Source organism: Rhodococcus sp. KB6 (assembly GCF_001445685.1).
Classification (GTDB): domain Bacteria; phylum Actinomycetota; class Actinomycetes; order Mycobacteriales; family Mycobacteriaceae; genus Rhodococcus_F; species Rhodococcus_F qingshengii.
Window position 1 is genome coordinate 134,043 of the sequence record NZ_LNAK01000163.1, and the last position, 19,940, is coordinate 153,982.

Genomic DNA, 19,940 nt, shown 5'->3' on the forward strand with positions numbered 1-19,940 from the left:
AATAGGCCCCCGAGGGGGTTGCGTGGGACGCGGTGTCCCATTATGTTTGACCTCATTCAAGTCCGTCGACTGCAATCGACGGACTGGCCGTGAGGAGACACCGATGGCTCGGTCAGCGTCGATCGAAGTGGAAAAGCCGTACCACCAGGTACTGCAGACTTTGTCCGAGGGCTCAGTTGCCCGCAGTTTCGATCCCTATCTCGACATCGACTGGGATTCACCAGAGTTCGCGATCGATCCGCATGATCCGAGATGGGTGCTCTCGTCCGTGTCGGACCCCCTCGGGGCGACGCAGTGGTACCAGGATCAGTCGTTGGAGCGTCGAATCGCCATGGGAATGTGGCGTCAGGCGAACGTGACCAAGGTGGGTTCGGCCTTCGAGAGCATCTTGATCCGGGGAATGCTGCAATACATCATGGCGCTACCCAACCAGTCGCCTGAGTTCCGGTACTGCCTGCACGAGATGACCGAAGAGTGCAATCACATCCAGATGTTCCAGGAACTCGTCAATCGCATGGACATCGACGTGCCGGGTATGCGTCCGATGTTCCGGCGACTGTCGCCGATCATCGGAGTGCTGGGAGCAAAGTTCCCGGTCATCTTCTTCATCGGCATTCTGGCTGGTGAAGAACCGATCGACCACTTCCAGAAGGATCTCATCCGTGAGGGTAAGGACACGCCGCCGGCGATGCTCCGCACCATGGAGATCCACATCGCCGAAGAAGCGAGACACATCTCGTTTGCTCACGAGTTCCTGCGCAATCACGTCCCCAGACTCAGTCGTACGAGTCGAGCCATCACATCGGTCGCCTTCCCCGGCGCGATGCGTTGGCTTGCGGGTGAAATCATGTCACCGCCAAAGGAATTCGCCGAAGAATTCGGAATCCCGGACGAGGTGATGAAGAGCGCCTTCTGGGGGAGCCCGCATTCACGCCGCATCCTGGGTAACTACTTCGGCGAAATGCGAGCCCTGGCAGACGAACTCGGATTGATGAATCCGGTGTCGAAGCGTGCGTGGCGAAAGCTGCGCATCGACGGCGACTACGCCCGCTACCGCGGCGAGCCGAAGCGTTCCGACAAGACCCGGATCTAGTCCGGCCGCGAAGTTCCTCCGTCGGAGGACACCAGCTCGGCTATGAGCGTGGACAATTCGACATGGGGATCGATCTGTAGTCCGCTCGAGCGGGCAACGCCGTCGAACATGTACCAGGTGTATTTCGCGAGGTCGGCGACGATCTCTTCGCGGCTCGGTTTCGGATCGGTGCTTCGGACCCAGTGGGTGAGCGTGCCCTCGACCATTGTCACCACTGCGAACGGTAGTGAATCGAAGGGTGAGGAGTCGATCCCCACGGATCGACCGACTTCGGTGATAGTGGTGCGGGCGGAGTCGGCGATTGTGGCCTTCAGACTGCTGATCGCGTCGATGCTCTCGTCGTCGTAGTCGGTGGGGCCGGTACCCATGAACTCGTGAATCCGCGGATGCTCGGTGATCCACTCGGCGACGGCGCTGATGGTTCGGGTCAGGATCTGGTCGAGAGTGCCTACCGAAATGCTCATCGAAGCGTCCAGGGCCGCCGCAAATTGGCCGAGCACAAACGCTCGCACTCGTCGATCGAGGTCGTCTCGGCCGCTGAATTGGCGGTACACCACCGACTTGGCGAGGCCGGCACGATCGGCGATCTGCTGGACGGACACCTCGGCACCTGCCGCACGCTCTTCGATCAGTTCGACCGCCGAGGTGAGTATCCGTTTCTGACGCTCGGAGTTGTGTCGCTCCCACCGCGCTTCGCGACCGGTCAACTCTGCAGTGACAGGTTGCACAATTGCGTCGCTCGGCATCGCGCCAGTCTATCCGGACGGACCTGCCGTGTTTCCGACTTGTCATCGGGCGCGGCATCGGGATCGGTCGTCGGTACAACGTGGGACACTGGTCGAGTGAGGTTGTATCGAGACACGGCGGTGGTGCTGCGCCTGCACAAACTGGGCGAAGCCGACCACATCGTCACGTTGCTCACCCGTCAGTTCGGGTTGGTACGTGCCGTGGCCAAAGGTGTCCGCCGAACCACCTCCAAATTCGGTGCCAGACTCGAACCGTTTGCTCACATCGACGTGCAACTACTTCCGGGCAAGAATCTCGACATCATCACTCAGGTGCAGACGGTCGACGCATTCGCCACCGACATCGTCGACGACTACAGCCGGTACACCACGGCCTGCGCCGTACTCGAAACTGCCGAGCGGTTGGCCGGCGAGGAACGCGCGCCGGCCCCGCAGCTTCAGCGATTGACGGTGGGAGCACTGCGTGCGATCGCCGAGCAGGCACGACCGGTCGAGTTCGTGCTCGACGCGTTCTTGTTGAGAGCCATGGGCTATGCGGGTTGGGCGCCTGCCCTCGAAGAGTGCGCCCGCTGCAGTGCTCCTGGACCGCACCGGGCCTTTCATGTCGCCGCAGGCGGAGCCGTGTGTACCTATTGCCGCCCGGCGGGTGCTGCGACGCCGTCGCCCGGGGTGCTCGACTTGATGGAAGCCCTGCTCCGAGGGGAGTGGGAGGGTACCGATTCGGCGCCCGCGACGCTGCGGACGCAAGCCAGCGGACTGGTCGCGGCACACCTGCAGTGGCATCTCGAGCGCCAATTGCGGACGTTGCCGCTGATCGAGCGTTCGAGGCCGCATGCAGCCGTCGAGGTCGACTTGCCCGTGAGGCAGGATGGAACACGTGATTCGACGACGCGAACCGCGAACTCCGCTTGATTCTGCTGCTGACCGGGTGATCCGACCACCGGACCCACATCCGTCCGGGGCGACCCCGCCGATCCTGCAAACCGAACTGATCCCGCGCCACGTCGCTTTGGTGATGGACGGCAACGGACGATGGGCGCAGGAGCGCGGTCTGCCCCGAACCGCCGGGCACGAACGCGGCGAAGCTGTCCTGATGGACACCGTCTGCGGGTGCATCGAGATGGGTGTCGAGTGGCTCTCCGCTTACGCCTTCTCCACCGAGAACTGGAAGCGGAGTCCCGACGAGGTTCGATTCCTGATGGGCTTCAACCGTGATGTCATCCGCCGCCGACGCGACGAGATGAACGAAATGGGTGTGCGTGTTCGCTGGGCCGGTCGTAAGCCGCGCCTGTGGGCCAGCGTGATCAAGGAACTCGAGATCGCCGAAGAACTGACCAAGAACAACACCGTCATGAACTTGACCATGTGTGTGAACTACGGCGGCCGGGCCGAAATTGCCGATGCGGTAAAGGAAATCGCGAAGCGTGTCGCGGCCGGTGAGATCAATCCGGACAAGATCACCGAGGCGACGGTTGCCAAGTACCTCGACGAACCCGACATGCCGGACGTCGATCTCTTCCTGCGTCCGTCGGGGGAACAGCGGACGTCCAATTTCTTGATCTGGCAATCCGCCTACGCCGAAATGGTGTACCAGGAGAAGCTGTTTCCCGATTTCGACCGCCGCGACCTTTGGGCCGCCTGCGTCGAGTACGCCTCACGCGACCGTAGATTCGGTGGCGTCAAATGACAGGGGAGAACATGACCGACACCACCGACGAAGCAGCCCGCCTACAAGAACGCGCGGCCGCCTCGCTGGCGCATTTCGTGACGGTCGATGTTGCTGCCGACGGATCACTGGGTTTCCAGTACTCCGGCGCGCTGTGTTCCATCCAGGCGATGAATCTGTCCGAGGGTCTGGACGTGCTGTCCATGACGTGCGTTCTCGCATGGGACCGACCGGTGAGCGCGGCACTGCATCGCAAGGTGGCCGAGCGAAATCGCACCATCCAATTCGGCTCCATCGCGGTGTTCGGCCACGGCAGTCTGGCGGACGTCATCCTGCGTTACACGTTCCCTGCCGCCGGACTGGACGACGAGGCACTGACCACGATGTTGCTACTGGCGCTCACCGGTGCCGATACCGCCCGGCAGGGTTTGATTCCCTGACGCTCTCAGGCGGCGGCGCAGTCGCGGCAGGTGCCGAAGATCTCGACGGTGTGACTCACTTCGGTGAAACCGTTGTCCTCGGCGATGGTCTGTGACCACTGCTCGACCGTCGGGCCCTCGACCTCTACGGTGAATCCGCAGTTGCGGCACACCAGGTGATGGTGGTGCCCGGAGGAGCAGCGTCGGTAGACGGACTCACCTGTGTCGGTGCGTAGGACGTCGATGGTTCCGGCGTCGGAGAGTGCCTGCAGCGTGCGGTAGACGGTGGTCAGGCCGATGCCTTCACCTCGCTTGCGCAGTTCGTCGTGCAATTCCTGTGCCGACTTGAATTCGTCGATGTCGTCGAGCAGGGCGGAGATGGCGCTGCGCTGTTTCGTGGAACGAACGCCGACTGTGGCCGGTCCACGTTTCGAGGTCGTACTGCCCGGGGTGTTCATGCGGTGGAATCTCATCCTTCTTCGGCGTGGGCGACAGCGTCGACGACGATGTGTGCAAGGTGATCGTCGACGAGTCGATAGAGAACTTCTCGTCCGTTGCGCTCGCCGCGGACGACGCCCGCTGCTTTGAGTACGCGCAGATGCTGGCTGATGAGTGGCTGAGTGACACCGAGAGCTCCGACGAGTTCGTGAACGCAACGCTCCGACTCGTGCAACTGAAGCACGATCGCGATCCGAACGGGTGCAGCGAGCGCCCGCAGAATTTCGCCGGCGGCCGCCAGGGTTTCCTTGGGCGGCACGGGCGCGGGCGGTGCGGCTTCGAACGGGTCGTGCGTGTGTCCGAGGTCGGAATGATCATGGCTTTTGTGGAGATCGCCGGTATCCGCAATGCTCACAGCGAGGCTCCTTCGAGGGGTAGATCATGATGTCCGGGCATAGCCATCTCACCACATTATTGCAAATCACTTTCATTTTGATATGCACAAGTATGCATGTCAACCTTGGACGGAAGTGCGTGGCAGCCGCCAGATAGGCTGATGGTGCGAAAAGCGCACGAAAATCATGCATCTATTACCCAGATGGAGAGCAATCGAGTGGCACCCAAGTCCAAGATCGAAGCCGTTGTCAATCTCGCCAAGCGGCGAGGCCTGGTCTACCCGTGCGGTGAGATCTACGGCGGTACCAAGTCCGCATGGGACTACGGCCCATTGGGTGTCGAGCTCAAGGAGAACATCAAGCGCCAGTGGTGGCGCAACATGGTCACCAGCCGCGAGGACGTCGTCGGCCTCGACTCGTCGGTGATCCTGCCCCGCGAGGTGTGGGTCGCGTCCGGTCACGTCGGTGTCTTCAACGACCCGCTCGTCGAGTGCCTCAACTGTCACAAGCGTCACCGTCAGGATCACCTGCAGGAGGCGTACGCGGAGAAGAAGAAGCTCGACAACCCGGACGACGTCTCGATGGATGTCATCGGTTGCCCCGACTGCGGCACCGTCGGCCAGTGGACCGAGCCGCGCGACTTCAACATGATGCTCAAGACGTACCTCGGCCCCGTCGAGAGCGAAGAGGGTATGCACTACCTTCGCCCCGAGACCGCACAGGGCATCTTCGTGAACTTCGCCAACGTGCTGACCACCTCGCGTAAGAAGCCGCCGTTCGGCATCGGCCAGATCGGCAAGAGCTTCCGCAACGAGATCACCCCCGGCAACTTCATCTTCCGCACCCGTGAGTTCGAGCAGATGGAGATGGAATTCTTCGTCAAGCCGGGCGAGGACGAGCAGTGGCATCAGTACTGGATCGACTACCGCCTTGACTGGTACACCGGCCTCGGTATCAACAAGGACAACCTGCGTCTGTACGAGCATGCGCCGGAAAAGCTTTCGCACTACTCGAAGGGCACGACCGACATCGAGTACCGCTTCCACTTTCAGGGCAGCGAATGGGGCGAGCTCGAAGGTATCGCGAACCGTACCGACTTCGATCTCTCGACGCACTCCAAGCACTCGGGCACCGAGCTGAACTACTACGACCAGACGACGGGCGAGCGGTACACGCCGTACGTCATCGAGCCGGCGGCCGGTCTCACGCGTTCGCTGATGGCCTTCCTGGTCGACGCCTACACCGAGGACGAGGCGCCCAACTCCAAGGGCGGCGTCGACAAGCGCACAGTGCTCCGCCTGGATCGTCGACTCGCTCCCGTCAAGGCTGCCGTTCTGCCGCTCTCGCGTAACGCGGACCTGACGCCGAAGGCCAAAGATCTTGCAGCGCAGCTGCGTCAGAATTGGAACGTCGAGTTCGACGACGCCGGCGCCATCGGTCGTCGTTACCGTCGCCAGGACGAGATCGGCACACCGTTCTGCATCACGGTCGACTTCGACACTCTCGAAGACCAGGCTGTGACGGTGCGTGAGCGTGACTCCATGGCGCAGGAACGCGTCGCCCTCGATCAGGTGGAAAGCTACCTGGCCGCACGGCTGATCGGCTCCTGATTCTCGTTCTAAGCTGACGGGCGGTCCTTCTCAATCGAGAAGGACCGCCCGTTTTCTCTTTCCCCGATGGTCCTTCAGGCGCAGGATCGAAGTTATGAGAAAACTCAGCGTGACCAACAGCGTGACTCTCGACGGTGTCATGCAGGCACCTGGTGGGCCGGACGAGGACCGTCGTGGCGGATTCGAGCACGGTGGGTGGGCAGCACCCTTCAACGATTCCGTCATGGCGCAGAAGATGGGGGAGGGGATGGCGAAGAAATCGGCGTTGCTGTTCGGACGCAAAACCTACGAAAACTTCGCCTCGTACTGGCCGTTTCAGACCGACAATCCGTTCACCGAGGTGCTCGACAACACGCAGAAGTACGTAGCGTCAAGGACTTTGGGTGAACCGCTGCCGTGGAAGAACTCGACCTTGTTGAAAGGTGATGCCGCCGACGCGGTCGCCACGCTCAAGGAAAGTGAGGGCCCGGATCTGGTGATTCTGGGCAGTGGCGACTTGATCACGTCCTTGGCTGATCGGCGTCTCGTCGACACCTACACTCTGCTGATACATCCGCTGGTTCTCGGAACTGGGCGCAGATTATTCCCCGACGGAGCTGCGCTCGCTCAGTTCACCCTCACCGACAGCGTCCCTACGACAACAGGCGTCATCATCGCGACGTATCAGTTGAGCTGAACACAGTCGAGCTGAGTACATCAGGGAACTCGCCGAAATGCCGAATCTGCCAGCGCTGAGTTCTGACTGCTTGCGCGCTGGTCGGCGTAACCCAGGGCGCATAGACCCGGACAGCGCGCTTACCGCCGGAGAAGTTCGTCGAGACGATGTCGTGTTCGACGAGGGTTTCGACGGGAAAGACGAAGTGCCCCGAATGCTCTTCGTCGTATACCTTCACCACGAACAGCATCACGCGGTCGCTGGCGTCGAATGGGCGGATGGGCCCGGCCGCGGAACGGCGCCACAGTGTGACGAACTGACCGAGCTTGGTCGGCGTCGTCTTGGCGGTTCGATAGACGGTGGGAAGGCCGTTGACGGTCAGCGTGTGAGCGTCGTACTCAGCACCCTCGGACTCGGGAATCGGTGTGGACCAGGTAAATCCGTCGGCGTTCATCGGCACCGATGATGCCACGAACCACCGACAGCCTTCGTGACGAACGCTGTCGGTGGTAGTCCCGATTCAGGCCGAAGGCACCTTGTCGAGGAACCCGAGGACAAGCGTCACCCGGCCGTCGTCGTCGCGTTCGAGTACGTCGAATCCGTCGATCAGTGACTCGGCCCCCGACGGGCCGAGAGCCCAACCGAATCGGGCCTGTCGGTGATGCGCGTCCACCGGTCCGACGAGGGTGAAGTGCATGCCCGGAAATTGTTGCTGCACAGCGTTGATCATCGCGTCGATCTGATCGTGTCCGGTGACGTCCGCGAGCGGATCGGTGTAGCGACCGCCGGGTCGAACAATTGCTCGACCCGTGCTTTACGGGCGGTGGTATCGGTTTCGTTCCACATGTCGATGTAGGCGTCGGCGATTGCGTCGAAGTCGCTCATGGTCGCTCCCTTGATCAGTTTCCGGTGGTGAATGTCCGGCGGCCTCGCCGGCTGAGACCACTGTTCCTCCGAAACTGCTTCGGGTCGATTACCTCTGAGGTCATGGCCTCGGCTACCTCGGGTCGCTAACTTGAAAGAATGACCTTCGAGACGATGGACGTGGGCTCCGAACTCAAGCGGTGGCGGGAGCGGCGAAGGCTCACTCAGTTGGGTCTCTCGGCGGCGGCAGGAGTGTCGACCAGGCATCTGAGCTTCATCGAAACCGGCCGCTCCAAGCCGAGCCGGGACATGATTCTTCACCTGTCCGAATGTCTGGATGTTCCTCTACGACAACAGAACACGCTTCTGCTGGCAAGTGGCCACGCGCCGGAGTACTCGCAGAAGTCGTTGGCAGAAGCGCCGATGTCAGCGGTGAGTGAGGCCATCGATCGCATCATCGACGCGCATGACCCGTATCCGGCCGTGGTGGTCGATCAGCAGTGGGAGATGGTCGCCGGGAACCAGGCCGTGGGAATCTTGACCGCGGGCGCCGCTGATTTCCTCCTGGAACCACCGGTGAACGTATTGCGTCTGAGCTTGCATCCTGAGTGCATGGCGCCGCGGATCGTGAACCTCGCGCAGTGGCGGGCCCACCTGCTCACAAGGCTGGCTCGGGAAGTGGAGGTCAGTGCGGATGCGCAGCTGTCGTCGTTGCTCGACGAGCTGCGCGCCTATCCGAGCGGCGGAGACTGGCACGACGACCGCGCGAATTCCCTGCTGGTTCCGTTGCGTGTACGCGTCGGCGATACCGAACTGGCGATGTTCAGCACCACCACCGTGTTCGGTACGCCGCGCGACGTCACGCTCGCAGAGATTGCGATCGAATCGTTCTACCCGTCGGACACGCAGACGGCCGACTACTTTCGATCGGCCGCCGAGGTCACAGGGACTTCTTGCCGAACTTGAGCTTCCACGGCACCAGTGCAGACTCCAACTGAACCGAGAGACTCATCTTGGATACGCCTTCGGTGCGCTCCTCGAAGCGGATGGGCGTTTCGGCGATCTTCATGCCGCGCTGAACAACTCGGTAGTTCATCTCGACCTGGAACGCGTAGCCGTTGCTCTGCACCGATTCGACGTCGATGTCGCGCAAGGTCTTTGCATGCCACGCCTTGAAGCCGGCGGTCGCATCCTTGACGTGCAGTCGCAGAATGGCGTTGACGTAGAAGTTCGCCCAGGCGGACAAGGCCTTGCGGTGCCACGGCCAGTCGCCGGCGACTGCGCCGCCTTCGACGTAGCGGGAGCCGAGAACGACTGCCGCGTCGGTAGTGGTGAGGATCTCGATCATGGCGGGGATCGCTTCGGACGGGTGCGAGAGATCTGCGTCCATCTGAATGACGATGTCTGCGTTCTCTGCCAGAGCCCGGCTCATGCCCGCGACGTAAGCACGGCCGAGTCCGTCCTTGACCGTGCGGTGAAGCACTCCGACCGGGATGGGACCGTCGATACCCAACTTGTCCGCAACCTCGCCCGTTCCGTCGGGGGAGTTGTCATCCACCACGAGGACGTGCAGGTTCGGGATCTTCAACGCGGCGAGGCGATCGACGAGCTTTGGCAGGTTCTCACGCTCGTTGTATGTAGGTACAACGACGGTTATCTGCGGGGCGACGCTTTCCATAACACCTTCGTATGATCTGTGATCCCGACTTGCCGGATGAAGCGTACGACGAGTGCGGTCGTGAACAAAGTAGGGATTTTACTACCTCGACGGGATCCGTCAGAACCGGCCGCCGCCGCCTCGACTGGTTCGGCCGCCGCCCCCGCCGCCGAAACCACCGCCGCCGCCACCGCGACCGGAGCGTCCGCTGCTGCTCGGTCCGCCGTACGAGCGGGGCCCTCCGCCACCTCGCAGAATGCTGTTGATCAGGATGCCGCCGAGGATCGCTCCCGTCGCATCGCCGCCGCCACCGCGGGGTCGTTGGTTTGCTTCCCAGGTGTTGACGTCGTTCTGCGCGGCGCGAAGTGAGTGCGTCGCCAAGGTGGTCGCGGCCTGGGCGTGTTGCAGTGCCTTCGACGGATCCGAGGCCTGCAATTGCTGGGCCGCCTGCAGGTGCCGCTGAGCCTCGGCGTAGCGAGTGCGCGCCTCCGCCCCGATCGCGCCGCGCCTGGTTCCGAGGAAGTCGCCTGCAGCGGTCACCTGAGCCTGTGCGGCCAGAATGTCCTGGGCGAGGCGCTGCTGTGCACGTTCGAGCTGCTGCTTCTGCTCCTGAGCGTCGGCAAGAAGCGCGTCGAGTTGGGCGTCGGCTGCGACGATCTGGTTGAAGGCTGTCAGCGGATCGCTGTCCTTCGACGTCTGAGCATTCGCCAACGCTGCCTGGGCTGCGGCCTTCGCGTCCGCCAACTTCTGCCCGCCTTGCGCCAGGTAAGCGTCCGCAGCGGTGATGCCCTGCTGGACGTCGTCCATCGCGGACGGAAGTGTCGCGATGGCGTTTCGGATGTCGTCGGCGGCGTGATCGACGCCGTCGAGTAGCTTGCGTGCCTGATCGAGGGCGGCTTCGGCCGTGCGAATCGCAGTGACGGCAGCGCCTTGCTTACCGGCCGGCAGTGCCGTCGCGTCTCGTCCTTCCTCGATCGACTTCTCGGCGAGCGTCAGGCGCTCACTCGCCATCGTGACGTTGTTCACGACCGATGCCAGCGTCGGCGCGGGGAATTGATCCTTCAATTTGGTCAGAATCGCCTCGGATTCGGGCAAGCGCACGCTGAGAGAAACAACACTCTGCGTCAACGCATCGAGGCGGGCGGGGGCGTTGATGAGAAGGTCGCGGAGTCCGTCGAATTCCTCGATGCGAGCTTCGAGTTCTTGGTCGGCTCGACCGCACGAGGAAATGATGTCGATCAGCATCTGTCGGCGTTGATCGGGAGTTTCCGGGATGGCGTCGTCGAGTCGCTGCCTGATCGCGAAGGCTTCGGCGAGGGTGGCCTTGGCCTTGTCGAATGCTGCCGAGAAGGGTGCGACGGCGGAGTCTCCGAACTCGCTGCGGGCCAGATCGAGCTCCTCCTGGCTGCCGGCGATCGCGTTGTCCGTCTCGACGAGGATCTCCTTCGCGCGTTCGTCGAGCGTCGGCAGCGGGAGTGCGTTGAGGCTGGCGATGTCGTCGGGGGAGATGTTCTTCGCGGCTTCGACGCTTGCCTTGTTCTTGTCGTTCTTGCGCTTCCGTGAGTACAGGACCACACCGCCCGTCCCGACCACCACAGCGCCGCCCGCGATGAGGAGTGTTCCGACTCCCATTCCGCCGCTCGTGTTGTTCGCGTCGCCGAGTGCGCCGGCTGCGGCAATTGCCGCGCCGGTCCAATCATCCTCGGCGAGAGCCGGTTCCACCGCGTCGGTATTGATCGATTCGATGTCGGAATCCGTGATGTTGCTCAGCTCAGCGGGCACATCGAGGTAGTAAGCACGCTCCGCCGTGGCAACTGCAAGCAGGACGGACTTCGTGCTCAGCGTCGACTTCGTGGCTGTCTGCTGTGCCCACGCCTGGCCACCCAGGTTGTTGAAATCGGGGACGAACGCGACCCACAGATCGATCTGGTGGTCCTCGCCGAGTTGATCGATCGCGGCTTGTATATCGCTGCGTTGCCCGGAATCGAGGACCCCGGAGGTGTCGGTGATGTGATTCGGCAACACCATCGGGGCGTCCGCCGAGGCGAGCGCAGGACTGAAGACGAGCGCCAGCAAAGCGAAAATCGCAGCGACGGCGGCGGCGCTTCCCCGACGCCGAACGGGTCGGGTGGTTGTCCGACTCTGCTCTACCGAGGACAACTGCGCGAAGTGTGGTGCGAGGGCCATGACGCAAATCTATCCGTTGTGGCGCGTCGGCATCGGAGGTGATCGCTGCGAACTGGCAGAATTGCGGGAGTGAAACCTGCTTTCGGTAACCGCCCCCACGACCCATCACCCTCGCGGGCGGGCGGCTTCGGGGCAGGATTGGCTCGCTGGACGCGCCGTCTGATCGCCGGTGCGGTGTTGATGGCCGTGGTTCTGGTCGGGGGTACTGCGTTCCGGGTGTGGCAGGTGGCGCGCATCGACGACACGCGGCCGGCCGACGCGATAGTCGTTCTGGGCGCGGCTCAGTATTCCGGCACTCCGTCGTCCGTCTTCGAGGCCCGACTCGAGCAGGCGTACAAGCTGTACAAGCGCGGAGTGGCTCCGCAGATCATCACTGTCGGCGGTAAACAGGAAGGCGACGAGTACACCGAAGCGGCGTCGGGAAAGATGTATCTGACCGATCGCGGAATTCCTTCGAGTGCGATCACCGCGGTGGAGACCGGTTCGGACACACTGCTCAGCATCGACGCAGTCAGTGCCGAGATGTCTTCGCAGGGAATCAATTCCGCCGTCCTGGTCAGTGATCCGTGGCACTCCTTGCGAACGCGGACGATGGCCCGCGACACGGGCCTTCAAGCGTGGACCGCACCTACTCGTCAAGGCCCGGCTGTGTTCACCCGCGAATCCCAGTTACACGGAATCGCTCGCGAAACCGGCGCGCTGCTCTGGTATCAGCTCACGCACTTCTCGGCAGACTTCCCCTACACGGCAGGGCAATAGAGACCATGACAGCTCACACCACCTACGGAGGCGGCACCTACTCCGAACACGACCTCGAACGTCGTGTCGTCGAGGCGCCGAAGCGAGCGGGGTTGCCGGGTTCGCAGATCGCAGCGGCGCAGCATCGTTCGGACTTCTCGCGAGATCGGGCGCGTGTCCAACACTCCGCGGCTTTGCGGCGCTTGGCCGACAAGACCCAGGTTGTCGGCCCGCGCGACGGTGACACACCTCGCACGCGGTTGACGCACTCGATGGAGGTCGCACAGATCGGGCGAGGGATCGCCGACGGACTCGGTTGCGATCCGGACCTGGTGGACCTCGCCGGTCTCGCGCACGACATCGGGCACCCACCGTACGGTCACAACGGCGAGAAGGCCCTCGACGAAGTCGCCAAGGACTGCGGAGGTTTCGAGGGCAATGCGCAGAATCTGCGGATCTTGACCAGCCTCGAACCCAAGATCCTGCGCCCCGACGGTCTGAGCGCAGGCCTCAATCTCACCAGGGCGTCACTCGACGCAGCCATCAAGTATCCCTGGACCCGCCCTGAGCCCGGCGCGAAGTTCGGGGCATACGACGACGACGCAGAGGTGCTCGCCTGGGTTCGCGAGGGAGCACCCGAGCGTCGGCAATGCCTGGAAGCTCAGGTCATGGACTGGGCCGACGACATCGCGTATTCCGTGCACGACGTGGAGGACGGGGTGATCGCAGGCCGTATCGACCTTCGCTCGCTTGCTGATCCGTCCGAGCAGCGCGCACTGGCAGAACTGGGGGCCTCCGAGTTTCGGGGGTTGGTAGTCGACGATCTGATCGAAGCCGCCCAACGGCTGTCCGAACTCCCCGTCGTACGCGGGGTCGGAAGTTTCGACGGAACACTCGGAAGTTCCGTCGCGTTGAAGAATCTCACGAGTGAATTGGTGGGTCGCTTCGCCACCGCGGCGATCGCCAGCACCCGGCTGACACACGGTGACCGACCCCTCTCGCGCTATCAAGCCGACCTCGACGTACCCGAGGCCGTCGCATCCGAGGTGGCGTTGCTCAAGACCGTAGCGCTGTATTATGTGATGTCCGACGCCGGACACAAGGCGCGTCAGGATCGGCAGCGTGATCGTGTTCATCGCGTCGCGGAATGGCTGCTGGCAACTGCGCCGGCCGGGCTCGATCCGATCCTGCTGCCCGCGTGGGAACGCACCGCGGACGACGGTGCTCGGGTCCGGGTAGTGGTGGATCAGATCGCGTCGTACACGGAGAGTCGGCTCGAACGGGTGGACAAAGCGAGCCTGGGCGCGCAGGCCAGCTGGGGCTGAGCCACTTACGCCCTCAGCAAGTCATCCGCGTCGACGGGTCGGTAGTGGTATCGAGCCACTTGCCGTAAGCGTCGCCACCTGCTGCGCGAACGTCCTTGCAGATCTTCGACTCGGTGTTCCCGGATTCGCGATACACCGTGTAGATCGCCGTCCCCGAATCGGAGACTTGACGTAGTGACGGGCAGGACTGGTCTGTGCGTAGGTATTTCGAGCCGGGGAACGCGTCGAGGTAGTTCTGAATCTCGCTGGCGTACGTTGCCGGATCGGTGGCATTGGCCAACACCACGATTCCGGTTCCTTTGCATGAGGGGACGGTGATCGGCTTGCTCACCCCGAGGTCGCCATTTCTCGCGGACGGGTTCGACGCCCGGGTGGTCGTGGTCGCCTGCAGTCCGGCGGTGGGTAGCGGCTCGAGCTTCGGCGTTCTGACTGGATCCTGAATGGGTGCCGGTGCCGACGTGGCGGTGGAAGCTGCTACAGCGGTTGGTGATTCGGGGCCCGAATTCCCCAGCGTCACCCAGGCCGCCGTGCCTCCTGCGGCCAGAACGAGTGCAATTCCAGCCGCACCGATCGCGATCGGTGCTCGGTTTCGCTTGGTCTTTGTCACGATGTGCGTGTAGTTCCCGTGAGCGGGATTCGCCGTGGTGTAGGTGGGCTGCCCGACGATCGTGGGTTGCAATCCGCCGGCGGCACCGGGGGTGTGGGTCGTCGAGAGGGCCTGCCGCGCTTGGAGTGCGAGCGCTCCCGTAGTCGGATAGCGGTGTGCGGGATCCTTTGCCATGCCGCGAGCCACGATGGCGTCAAGGCCTTGCGGGAGCGACGGAACCGCCAGTGTGGGGCGTGGCGGCGGAGCGTTCAGGTGCGAATTGACCAGATGCTCGATGCTTGTGGTGTTGAAAGGTGTTGTTCCGGTGAGTGATTGGTAGAGGACACAAGCCAGGGAATAGACATCCGCTGCGGCCGTCGGCGTTTCGATTCCGAACCGCTCCGGCGCCATGTATGCATACGAACCGACTGCGCTTCCCTCGGTGGTGATCTTCGTGTCCGTCTGTGAGTATGCGATTCCGAAGTCGACGAGGTAGGCGAAGCCGTTGTTCGTGAGAATGATGTTGTCTGGTTTGACGTCACGATGGATGAGCCCGCGGGCATGGGCGGCGTCCAACGCCGACGCGATTTGCGAGACGATGTCGACGGCTCGTACAGGCGTGAGTCGGCCGAATTCGGTCAACTCGGCTCGCAACGTATGACCTTCGACCAATCGCATGTCGATGAAGAGAACTCCGTCGATCTCGCCCCAGTCGTGCACAGGGATCACGTGCGGTTCGTTCAGGGCGGCGGTGGTGCGAGATTCTCGGCGGAAACGAGCTTGGAATGACGGGTCGGCCGCAAGCTCTCGATGGAGCAACTTGAGAGCGACCAGGCGATCCTTCGAGGTGTCGTACGCCTCGTACACTTCACCCATTCCGCCTCGGCCGAGGAGGCTACGCAACTCGTACACGCCGAATCGGGTTCCTGATCGCCCTTCGTGCGAGCTCGAGGCGTTTTCAGTCATCGTCGGTCCCATCGCTGCGGTGCAGAGTCGGCCATCAACATATCGTTGTCAGGAGGTGCCGGGCGACCGCCTAGACTGATGTACGTGGCGGGCCGAATTTCTGACAGAGACATCGCGGCCATTCGCGAACGCACTCGCATCGAGGACATCGTCGGTGAATACGTTTCACTCAAGCGTGCCGGTGGCGATTCGATCAAAGGTCTGTGTCCCTTTCACGACGAGAAGTCGCCGTCGTTCCATGTGCGACCCAACCACGGCCTCTACCACTGCTTCGGCTGCGGTGAGGGTGGTGACGTGTACTCGTTCCTGCAGAAGATGGATCACATCAGCTTCGTAGAGGCCGTCGAGCAGTTGGCGGATCGACTCAGCTACACGATTTCGTACGAGGGCGGCGGACCGTCCGTTCAGCGCGATCGCGGCACCCGTGCACGCTTGATCGCAGCAAACGCGGCGGCTCAGGAGTTCTACGCCGCTCGTCTGCGCGAACCCGATGCTCAGGCGGCTCGCGACTACCTCACCGAGCGAAACTTCGACGGTGCAGCGGCCCTGCAGTTCGGGTGTGGATACGCGCCAGAAGGTTGGGACACTCTCACAAAACACTTGATGTCCAAAGGTTTCGAGTTCAAAGAACTAGAAGCAGCCGGGCTGTCCAAAGAAGGCCGGCGAGGTCCGATCGACCGGTTCCATCGCCGACTTCTGTGGCCGATCCGCAGCGTCGCCGGTGACGTCATCGGCTTCGGTGCCCGCAAGCTCTTCGACGACGACACCATGCCGGGTAAGTACGTCAACACGCCGGAAACGATTCTCTACAAGAAGTCTCAGGTCCTGTTCGGCTTGGACCTCGCCAAGCGCGACATCGCCAAGGGGCACCAGGCGGTAGTCGTCGAGGGTTACACCGACGTCATGGCGATGCACTTGGCCGGCGTCAAGACCGCCGTCGCTTCGTGCGGAACCGCCTTCGGTGAGGAGCACCTTGCGATGCTCCGTCGACTCCTGATGGACGACAGCTACTTTCGCGGTGAAATCATCTACACCTTCGACGGTGATGCCGCGGGGCAGGCCGCTGCGATGAAGGCGTTCGAGGGTGATCAAAAGATGGCCGGGCAGACGTTCGTCGCCGTCGCGCCCGACGGAATGGACCCGTGCGATCTGCGACTGAAGTCTGGTGACGCCGCCGTTCGCGACCTCGTGGCACGGCGCACTCCGATGTTCGAGTTCGTGGTGAAGTCCATCCTCACCGAACACGATCTGGAGACCGCTGAAGGTCGTGTCGAGGCACTGCGTCGTACCGTGCCCGTCGTTGCGCAGATCAAGGAATCAACTCTGCGCGACAGCTACGCGAATCTGTTGTGCGGATGGGTCGGTTGGGACGATCTTCCGTCGGTTCGACGACGCGTGCGTGACGAAGCTCGCAAACGGGCGTCGACGCGTGGATCGTCACCGGCGCCCAAGCGTCGTCAGGTTGTCGACCAACCTGCTGCCGATGCGCTTGCGCTGCCGATCGGAATCTCCAGGCCCCGGCCCAACGATCCCGCGCTCTCGACGCAGCGAGCTGTCCTCAAGGCCGCATTGCAGCACCCTGGCATCGCCGGCAGTGTCTTCGACTCGTTGCCGCCCGAGACGTTCACCCACCCCGCCTACGTTGTCATCAGACAGGCAATGGCTGACGCCGGTGGAACGAGCAAGGGACTCGGCGGCGCCGAGTGGATCGAAGTCGTAACCAAGGGCGTCGAAGACATGACGGTGGCCTCGGTTGTATCTGAGCTGGCCGTCGAACCGATGCCGTGTGACGAAGACACGGTTCCGCGCTACATCAACGGAGTGCTCGCACGACTGCAGGAAGCGTGGGTGGGCGAGCAGGTTGCCGACCTCAAATCCAAGCTTCAGCGCGTTTCACCTGCTGCAGCCCCCGAGGAGTACAACTCACTGTTCGGCGACCTCGTGGCGCTGGAGCAGTATCGCCGACAGCTGCGTGAGCAGGCTGTCGGCGACCAAAGCGTCTGACCTAGCGGTTTTTCTTCAACTGGTCGTGGGGGACCAGAATCGTAGTCTCCTCGTTGATCGGCTTCATCGGCTCGAGCTTGGGCTGAGTACTCAGTGAGTCGGCCAGCTTCTGCCGTGACGCGTCCAACACCTTCTTGGTGGCCGGACTGGTGGCCACCGCCTTCGCGGCCCGGCTGATCTGCTCGTATCGTGCGCGGCCCGCTTTGGTTCCCAGGACGTACCCAGCTGCAACACCGATCAACAAACGCATCATTCCTGCTTCCCTCCAGCACCGATCGTCCTGACTCCATCCTGCCTGATGACTCGCTGGGCAGGCGATTTGGTACTTCGGTGAAGGATTCGCTACAGTTTCTCAGGCAACGCCGGAACGGGCGAAGCGAGCAAGACAATCCCCTGTAGCTCAATTGGCAGAGCTTCCGACTGTTAATCGGACGGTTGCTGGTTCGAGTCCAGCCGGGGGAGCAGCAAAGCCCCTCACCTGAGAAATCGGGTGGGGGGCTTTCTTGTTGTGGTCTGACCTTGTTTTTGTCTGACCTAGTGCGCTCGCAGCAGACCCACCGATCGAAGTGCCTATTCGACGTCTGCCGCCTTGTTTGCTTGTTCGCCGCGAATTCCCAGCCGTCGAGCGCTGAGGACGTTCACCGGGTTGTCGTCGACGAAGAAGGTCTGCTGTGGACGCGCATCGAGCAACTCCAGCGCAGCCAGGAAGGCCGCAGGTTCGGGTTTGGTAGCTCCGAGCATGCAGGAGAAAACATGCTCGTCGATTGCCGATGGAGTTACGACACTCTCGATGGCGGCCAAGAGAACAAGTCCGTTGTCGGAGAGTGTGGCGACCACGACCCCCTCGCTTCGAAGCGCGATTGCGAGATCGATGACCGCGCGGTCCGGGATGAAGGCCTTGGCCCAGGCTCGGCGTAGCTCGTCGCGGTCACCAGGAAACCCGAGTCGTCGAAAGCGTTCCAGGATCGCGGTTTCGGAGTGAATGCCGAGATCGCATTCCTGGTCGAACCCGGACGCGAACACGAGGGCATGAATCTCGTCTTCCGTGACGCCGATGGCCGCAGCCAGTTCTGCGGCGCGACGGTCAGGCTCGAATCGACACAGCACACCGCCCAGGTCGAACAACACGAGTTCAGGTGGTCCGCTGTCGTTCGCCATGTCGGAGAGGATAGGCGGCATCAGCACCCGTGAACGCGACGCGAAGATATTGGCGACAGATACACCAAAGCCCGACGCAATACTCTGCGTCGGGCTTTCGGCGGAACCGTCGAACTGTTCGGCCGGTGCGCTTACTTCGCTGCGCGATCCGAAGGCTCGAACAGTCGGACGATGTGGCTGGGGTTGATGTAGTAGACACCATTCGGAGAATTGAGAACGAGAGTGTCTTCGGTGAAATCGGTGACGGTGCCGTTCAGTTTCGCGCCGTCGGACATGATGATCCGGATCGTGGCCTTCGAGTTCTTGAATTCGGTCAGTGCAAGCTTCATGTGGTGATCCTGTTCCGTGGGGTGTGCACTCCCACGGTATCGGCTCATCGCGCCTGTGCCGACCAACCTTGGAAGACTCGACTCGAAAGAGTGCAACGCGTCACCGCCTGCCCGATTGTGATCCGCGTCGGATGTGCCGGTAACATTCGGATTCGCCGCGATGCATCGCATCCGGATGGGGCGGTAGCTCAGTCGGTTAGAGCCGTGGACTCATAATCCATTGGTCGCGGGTTCGAGCCCCGCCCGCCCCACGTTCAGTTGCCGTGAGCCCGCAGGTCAGACCCAATGACTTTTGTCGAAAGTCATGCTGCCGACGATCGCAACGGCGACAATGCGCAGAGTGCAATCAACAGGGCAGTTGCCCACAGGTAGTTGGTGCAGTTGCCCACACGTAGTTGGTATCGAATCGCACGCAACGCGCATGCGGGTACGGCTGAGTTGATCCTTCGTGGCTACACAAGTAAATGTCGTACCGCGATCGTCGATCTCGGACGAGGTGAAAGTCTCGGATCCGGATACCCAATCCTCGACAAGTATCGGGAGCGCAGTGCAATTGGGCGCAACCGAGCGAGCGACGTGCCGGACGTGAAGGAAAAGTAGGTACCTATCCGGGTATTTCAGCGTATGTGCTCGACGTACAGAAGTGTCACGCTTTAGACGTGCCTACCGGTGTAGGTACAAGGCAGTCGAGCCGTCCCCCCCCGGCTCGGCTGCACCCAAATGTTGACGCGCTGACCGGCAGCCGACTGTCGGAAACGACTCTACGCAAGGAACGGCAACGATAGTGGGCCCCGCAACTGCGGGGCCCTTTCCCTGTCTGAAAAGCGCTGTCGGACTTGGGTCATCACCATTGAGGACTTCGTGCTCGATCACTGGAAATGAGAGCCAACGAGGGCTGTCTCGCCGTCCTTGTCTGCATCGGATCCATTTTGCCGAGCTTCGTGAATTGCAGAATCCGCAGCCCGCGAGAGCTCAGTAGTTGCCTCGATCGGATGCGAAACCGGGCAATCGGAACAAAACACTTGTCGATGCGTTACAACTATTGTTAAAGTGTAACGACGAACTGCAAGTGAACAGCAACTTGAAGGTCTCGCTACCGGAAGC

At 62.2% G+C, this 19,940-nt stretch carries 22 protein-coding genes and 2 tRNA genes; 12 read left to right on the forward strand and 12 right to left on the reverse strand.

The features are described 5' to 3' along the window. Positions 1–103 precede the first annotated feature (103 nt). Positions 104–1,093 carry a diiron oxygenase gene (locus ASU23_RS31545; protein WP_003944493.1) on the forward strand — a complete coding sequence of 330 codons (990 nt, stop codon included), beginning with the start codon at positions 104–106 and terminating at the stop codon, positions 1,091–1,093. Here ASU23_RS31545 and ASU23_RS31550 read toward each other — a convergent pair. Beyond that, positions 1,090–1,839 (reverse strand): TetR/AcrR family transcriptional regulator, encoded by a 750-nt coding sequence (locus ASU23_RS31550; protein WP_003944575.1) that lies wholly within the window; start codon positions 1,837–1,839, stop codon positions 1,090–1,092. The genes ASU23_RS31545 and ASU23_RS31550 overlap by 4 nt on opposite strands. 96 nt (positions 1,840–1,935) lie before the next feature. Here ASU23_RS31550 and recO point away from each other — a divergent pair, with 96 nt between their 5' ends. Genes recO through ASU23_RS31565 form a run of 3 tightly spaced genes read left to right on the forward strand, consistent with a single transcriptional unit; the run spans position 1,936 to position 3,945 of the window. Beyond that, the gene (gene recO, locus ASU23_RS31555) at positions 1,936–2,751 is read left to right on the forward strand and encodes a DNA repair protein RecO (protein WP_029255636.1); all 816 of its coding nucleotides are present in this window, start codon (positions 1,936–1,938) and stop codon (positions 2,749–2,751) included. Further along, positions 2,708–3,526, forward strand: a complete 819-nt coding sequence (locus tag ASU23_RS31560) for an isoprenyl transferase (protein ID WP_003944543.1) — start codon at positions 2,708–2,710, stop codon at positions 3,524–3,526. The genes recO and ASU23_RS31560 overlap by 44 nt, the downstream gene beginning before the upstream one ends. Beyond that, a complete protein-coding gene (locus ASU23_RS31565) occupies positions 3,523–3,945 on the forward strand; it encodes a YbjN domain-containing protein (protein WP_019749000.1) in 423 nt (140 codons plus the stop codon). The genes ASU23_RS31560 and ASU23_RS31565 overlap by 4 nt, the downstream gene beginning before the upstream one ends. Positions 3,946–3,950: 5 nt before the next feature. Here ASU23_RS31565 and ASU23_RS31570 read toward each other — a convergent pair whose 3' ends face one another. Both ASU23_RS31570 and ASU23_RS31575 read right to left on the reverse strand, forming a co-directional pair. Continuing rightward, a complete protein-coding gene (locus ASU23_RS31570; RefSeq protein WP_003944514.1) occupies positions 3,951–4,382 on the reverse strand; it encodes a Fur family transcriptional regulator in 432 nt (143 codons plus the stop codon). Between the two features lie 11 nt (positions 4,383–4,393). Beyond that, entirely contained in the window at positions 4,394–4,681 is a 288-nt protein-coding gene (locus tag ASU23_RS31575; protein ID WP_223257795.1) for a helix-turn-helix transcriptional regulator, read from the reverse strand. 294 nt (positions 4,682–4,975) lie between these two features. Here ASU23_RS31575 and ASU23_RS31580 point away from each other — a divergent pair, with 294 nt between their 5' ends. Together ASU23_RS31580 and ASU23_RS31585 are read left to right on the forward strand one after the other, a co-directional pair. Beyond that, positions 4,976–6,367 carry a glycine--tRNA ligase gene (locus ASU23_RS31580; RefSeq protein ID WP_003944491.1) on the forward strand — a complete coding sequence of 464 codons (1,392 nt, stop codon included), beginning with the start codon at positions 4,976–4,978 and terminating at the stop codon, positions 6,365–6,367. A gap of 94 nt (positions 6,368–6,461) precedes the next feature. Continuing rightward, positions 6,462–7,043, forward strand: coding sequence for a dihydrofolate reductase family protein (locus ASU23_RS31585; protein WP_058039415.1), 582 nt, complete (start codon positions 6,462–6,464; stop codon positions 7,041–7,043). Here the strand turns inward: ASU23_RS31585 and ASU23_RS31590 are convergent. The 3 genes from ASU23_RS31590 to ASU23_RS35025 are packed head-to-tail and all read right to left on the reverse strand — an operon-like array spanning position 7,018 to position 7,907. Continuing rightward, complete coding sequence (locus ASU23_RS31590) at positions 7,018–7,494, reverse strand: MepB family protein (RefSeq protein ID WP_058039416.1); 477 nt, start codon at positions 7,492–7,494, stop codon at positions 7,018–7,020. The genes ASU23_RS31585 and ASU23_RS31590 overlap by 26 nt on opposite strands. A 48-nt stretch (positions 7,495–7,542) precedes the next feature. After that, positions 7,543–7,821, reverse strand: coding sequence for a nuclear transport factor 2 family protein (locus tag ASU23_RS31595; protein ID WP_253741573.1), 279 nt, complete (start codon positions 7,819–7,821; stop codon positions 7,543–7,545). Beyond that, positions 7,749–7,907 (reverse strand): hypothetical protein, encoded by a 159-nt coding sequence (locus ASU23_RS35025; RefSeq protein ID WP_253741562.1) that lies wholly within the window; start codon positions 7,905–7,907, stop codon positions 7,749–7,751. Before ASU23_RS35025 ends, ASU23_RS31595 begins: the two co-directional genes overlap by 73 nt. Before the next feature lie 138 nt (positions 7,908–8,045). Here ASU23_RS35025 and ASU23_RS31600 point away from each other — a divergent pair, with 138 nt between their 5' ends. Further along, the gene (locus ASU23_RS31600) at positions 8,046–8,852 is read left to right on the forward strand and encodes a helix-turn-helix domain-containing protein (protein ID WP_058039417.1); all 807 of its coding nucleotides are present in this window, start codon (positions 8,046–8,048) and stop codon (positions 8,850–8,852) included. On the opposite strand, the gene ASU23_RS31605 is transcribed toward ASU23_RS31600, so the two are convergent. After that, positions 8,827–9,564: a polyprenol monophosphomannose synthase gene (locus ASU23_RS31605; RefSeq protein ID WP_003944487.1), complete on the reverse strand. Its 738-nt coding sequence runs from the start codon at positions 9,562–9,564 to the stop codon at positions 8,827–8,829. The genes ASU23_RS31600 and ASU23_RS31605 overlap by 26 nt on opposite strands. A gap of 99 nt (positions 9,565–9,663) precedes the next feature. Continuing rightward, on the reverse strand, positions 9,664–11,730 hold the full coding sequence (locus ASU23_RS31610) for a TPM domain-containing protein (protein WP_058039418.1): 2,067 nt from the start codon (positions 11,728–11,730) through the stop codon (positions 9,664–9,666). Between the two features lie 180 nt (positions 11,731–11,910). On the opposite strand from ASU23_RS31610, the gene ASU23_RS31615 reads away from it, so the two are divergent. Beyond that, a complete protein-coding gene (locus ASU23_RS31615; protein WP_128638009.1) occupies positions 11,911–12,489 on the forward strand; it encodes a YdcF family protein in 579 nt (192 codons plus the stop codon). Positions 12,490–12,494: 5 nt separating this feature from the next. Continuing rightward, positions 12,495–13,793, forward strand: a complete 1,299-nt coding sequence (locus ASU23_RS31620; protein ID WP_058039419.1) for a deoxyguanosinetriphosphate triphosphohydrolase — start codon at positions 12,495–12,497, stop codon at positions 13,791–13,793. Positions 13,794–13,806: 13 nt separating this feature from the next. Here ASU23_RS31620 and ASU23_RS31625 read toward each other — a convergent pair whose 3' ends face one another. Further along, positions 13,807–15,357, reverse strand: a complete 1,551-nt coding sequence (locus tag ASU23_RS31625; RefSeq protein WP_058039420.1) for a serine/threonine-protein kinase — start codon at positions 15,355–15,357, stop codon at positions 13,807–13,809. Positions 15,358–15,429: 72 nt separating this feature from the next. Here ASU23_RS31625 and dnaG point away from each other — a divergent pair, with 72 nt between their 5' ends. Then, positions 15,430–17,349, forward strand: coding sequence for a DNA primase (dnaG, locus tag ASU23_RS31630; RefSeq protein ID WP_030536590.1), 1,920 nt, complete (start codon positions 15,430–15,432; stop codon positions 17,347–17,349). Between the two features lies 1 nt (position 17,350). On the opposite strand, the gene ASU23_RS31635 is transcribed toward dnaG, so the two are convergent. Beyond that, positions 17,351–17,602, reverse strand: a complete 252-nt coding sequence (locus ASU23_RS31635) for a hypothetical protein (protein WP_003941570.1) — start codon at positions 17,600–17,602, stop codon at positions 17,351–17,353. Positions 17,603–17,738: 136 nt separating this feature from the next. On the opposite strand from ASU23_RS31635, the gene ASU23_RS31640 reads away from it, so the two are divergent. Continuing rightward, positions 17,739–17,811, forward strand: a tRNA-Asn gene (locus tag ASU23_RS31640). Between the two features lie 108 nt (positions 17,812–17,919). Here ASU23_RS31640 and ASU23_RS31645 read toward each other — a convergent pair. After that, positions 17,920–18,507: an HAD-IA family hydrolase gene (locus ASU23_RS31645; RefSeq protein WP_231915815.1), complete on the reverse strand. Its 588-nt coding sequence runs from the start codon at positions 18,505–18,507 to the stop codon at positions 17,920–17,922. Positions 18,508–18,638: 131 nt separating this feature from the next. Continuing rightward, positions 18,639–18,836 (reverse strand): hypothetical protein, encoded by a 198-nt coding sequence (locus tag ASU23_RS35030; protein WP_223304512.1) that lies wholly within the window; start codon positions 18,834–18,836, stop codon positions 18,639–18,641. 177 nt (positions 18,837–19,013) lie between these two features. On the opposite strand from ASU23_RS35030, the gene ASU23_RS31655 reads away from it, so the two are divergent. Continuing rightward, a tRNA-Ile gene (locus tag ASU23_RS31655) sits at positions 19,014–19,087 on the forward strand. Positions 19,088–19,940 lie beyond the last annotated feature (853 nt).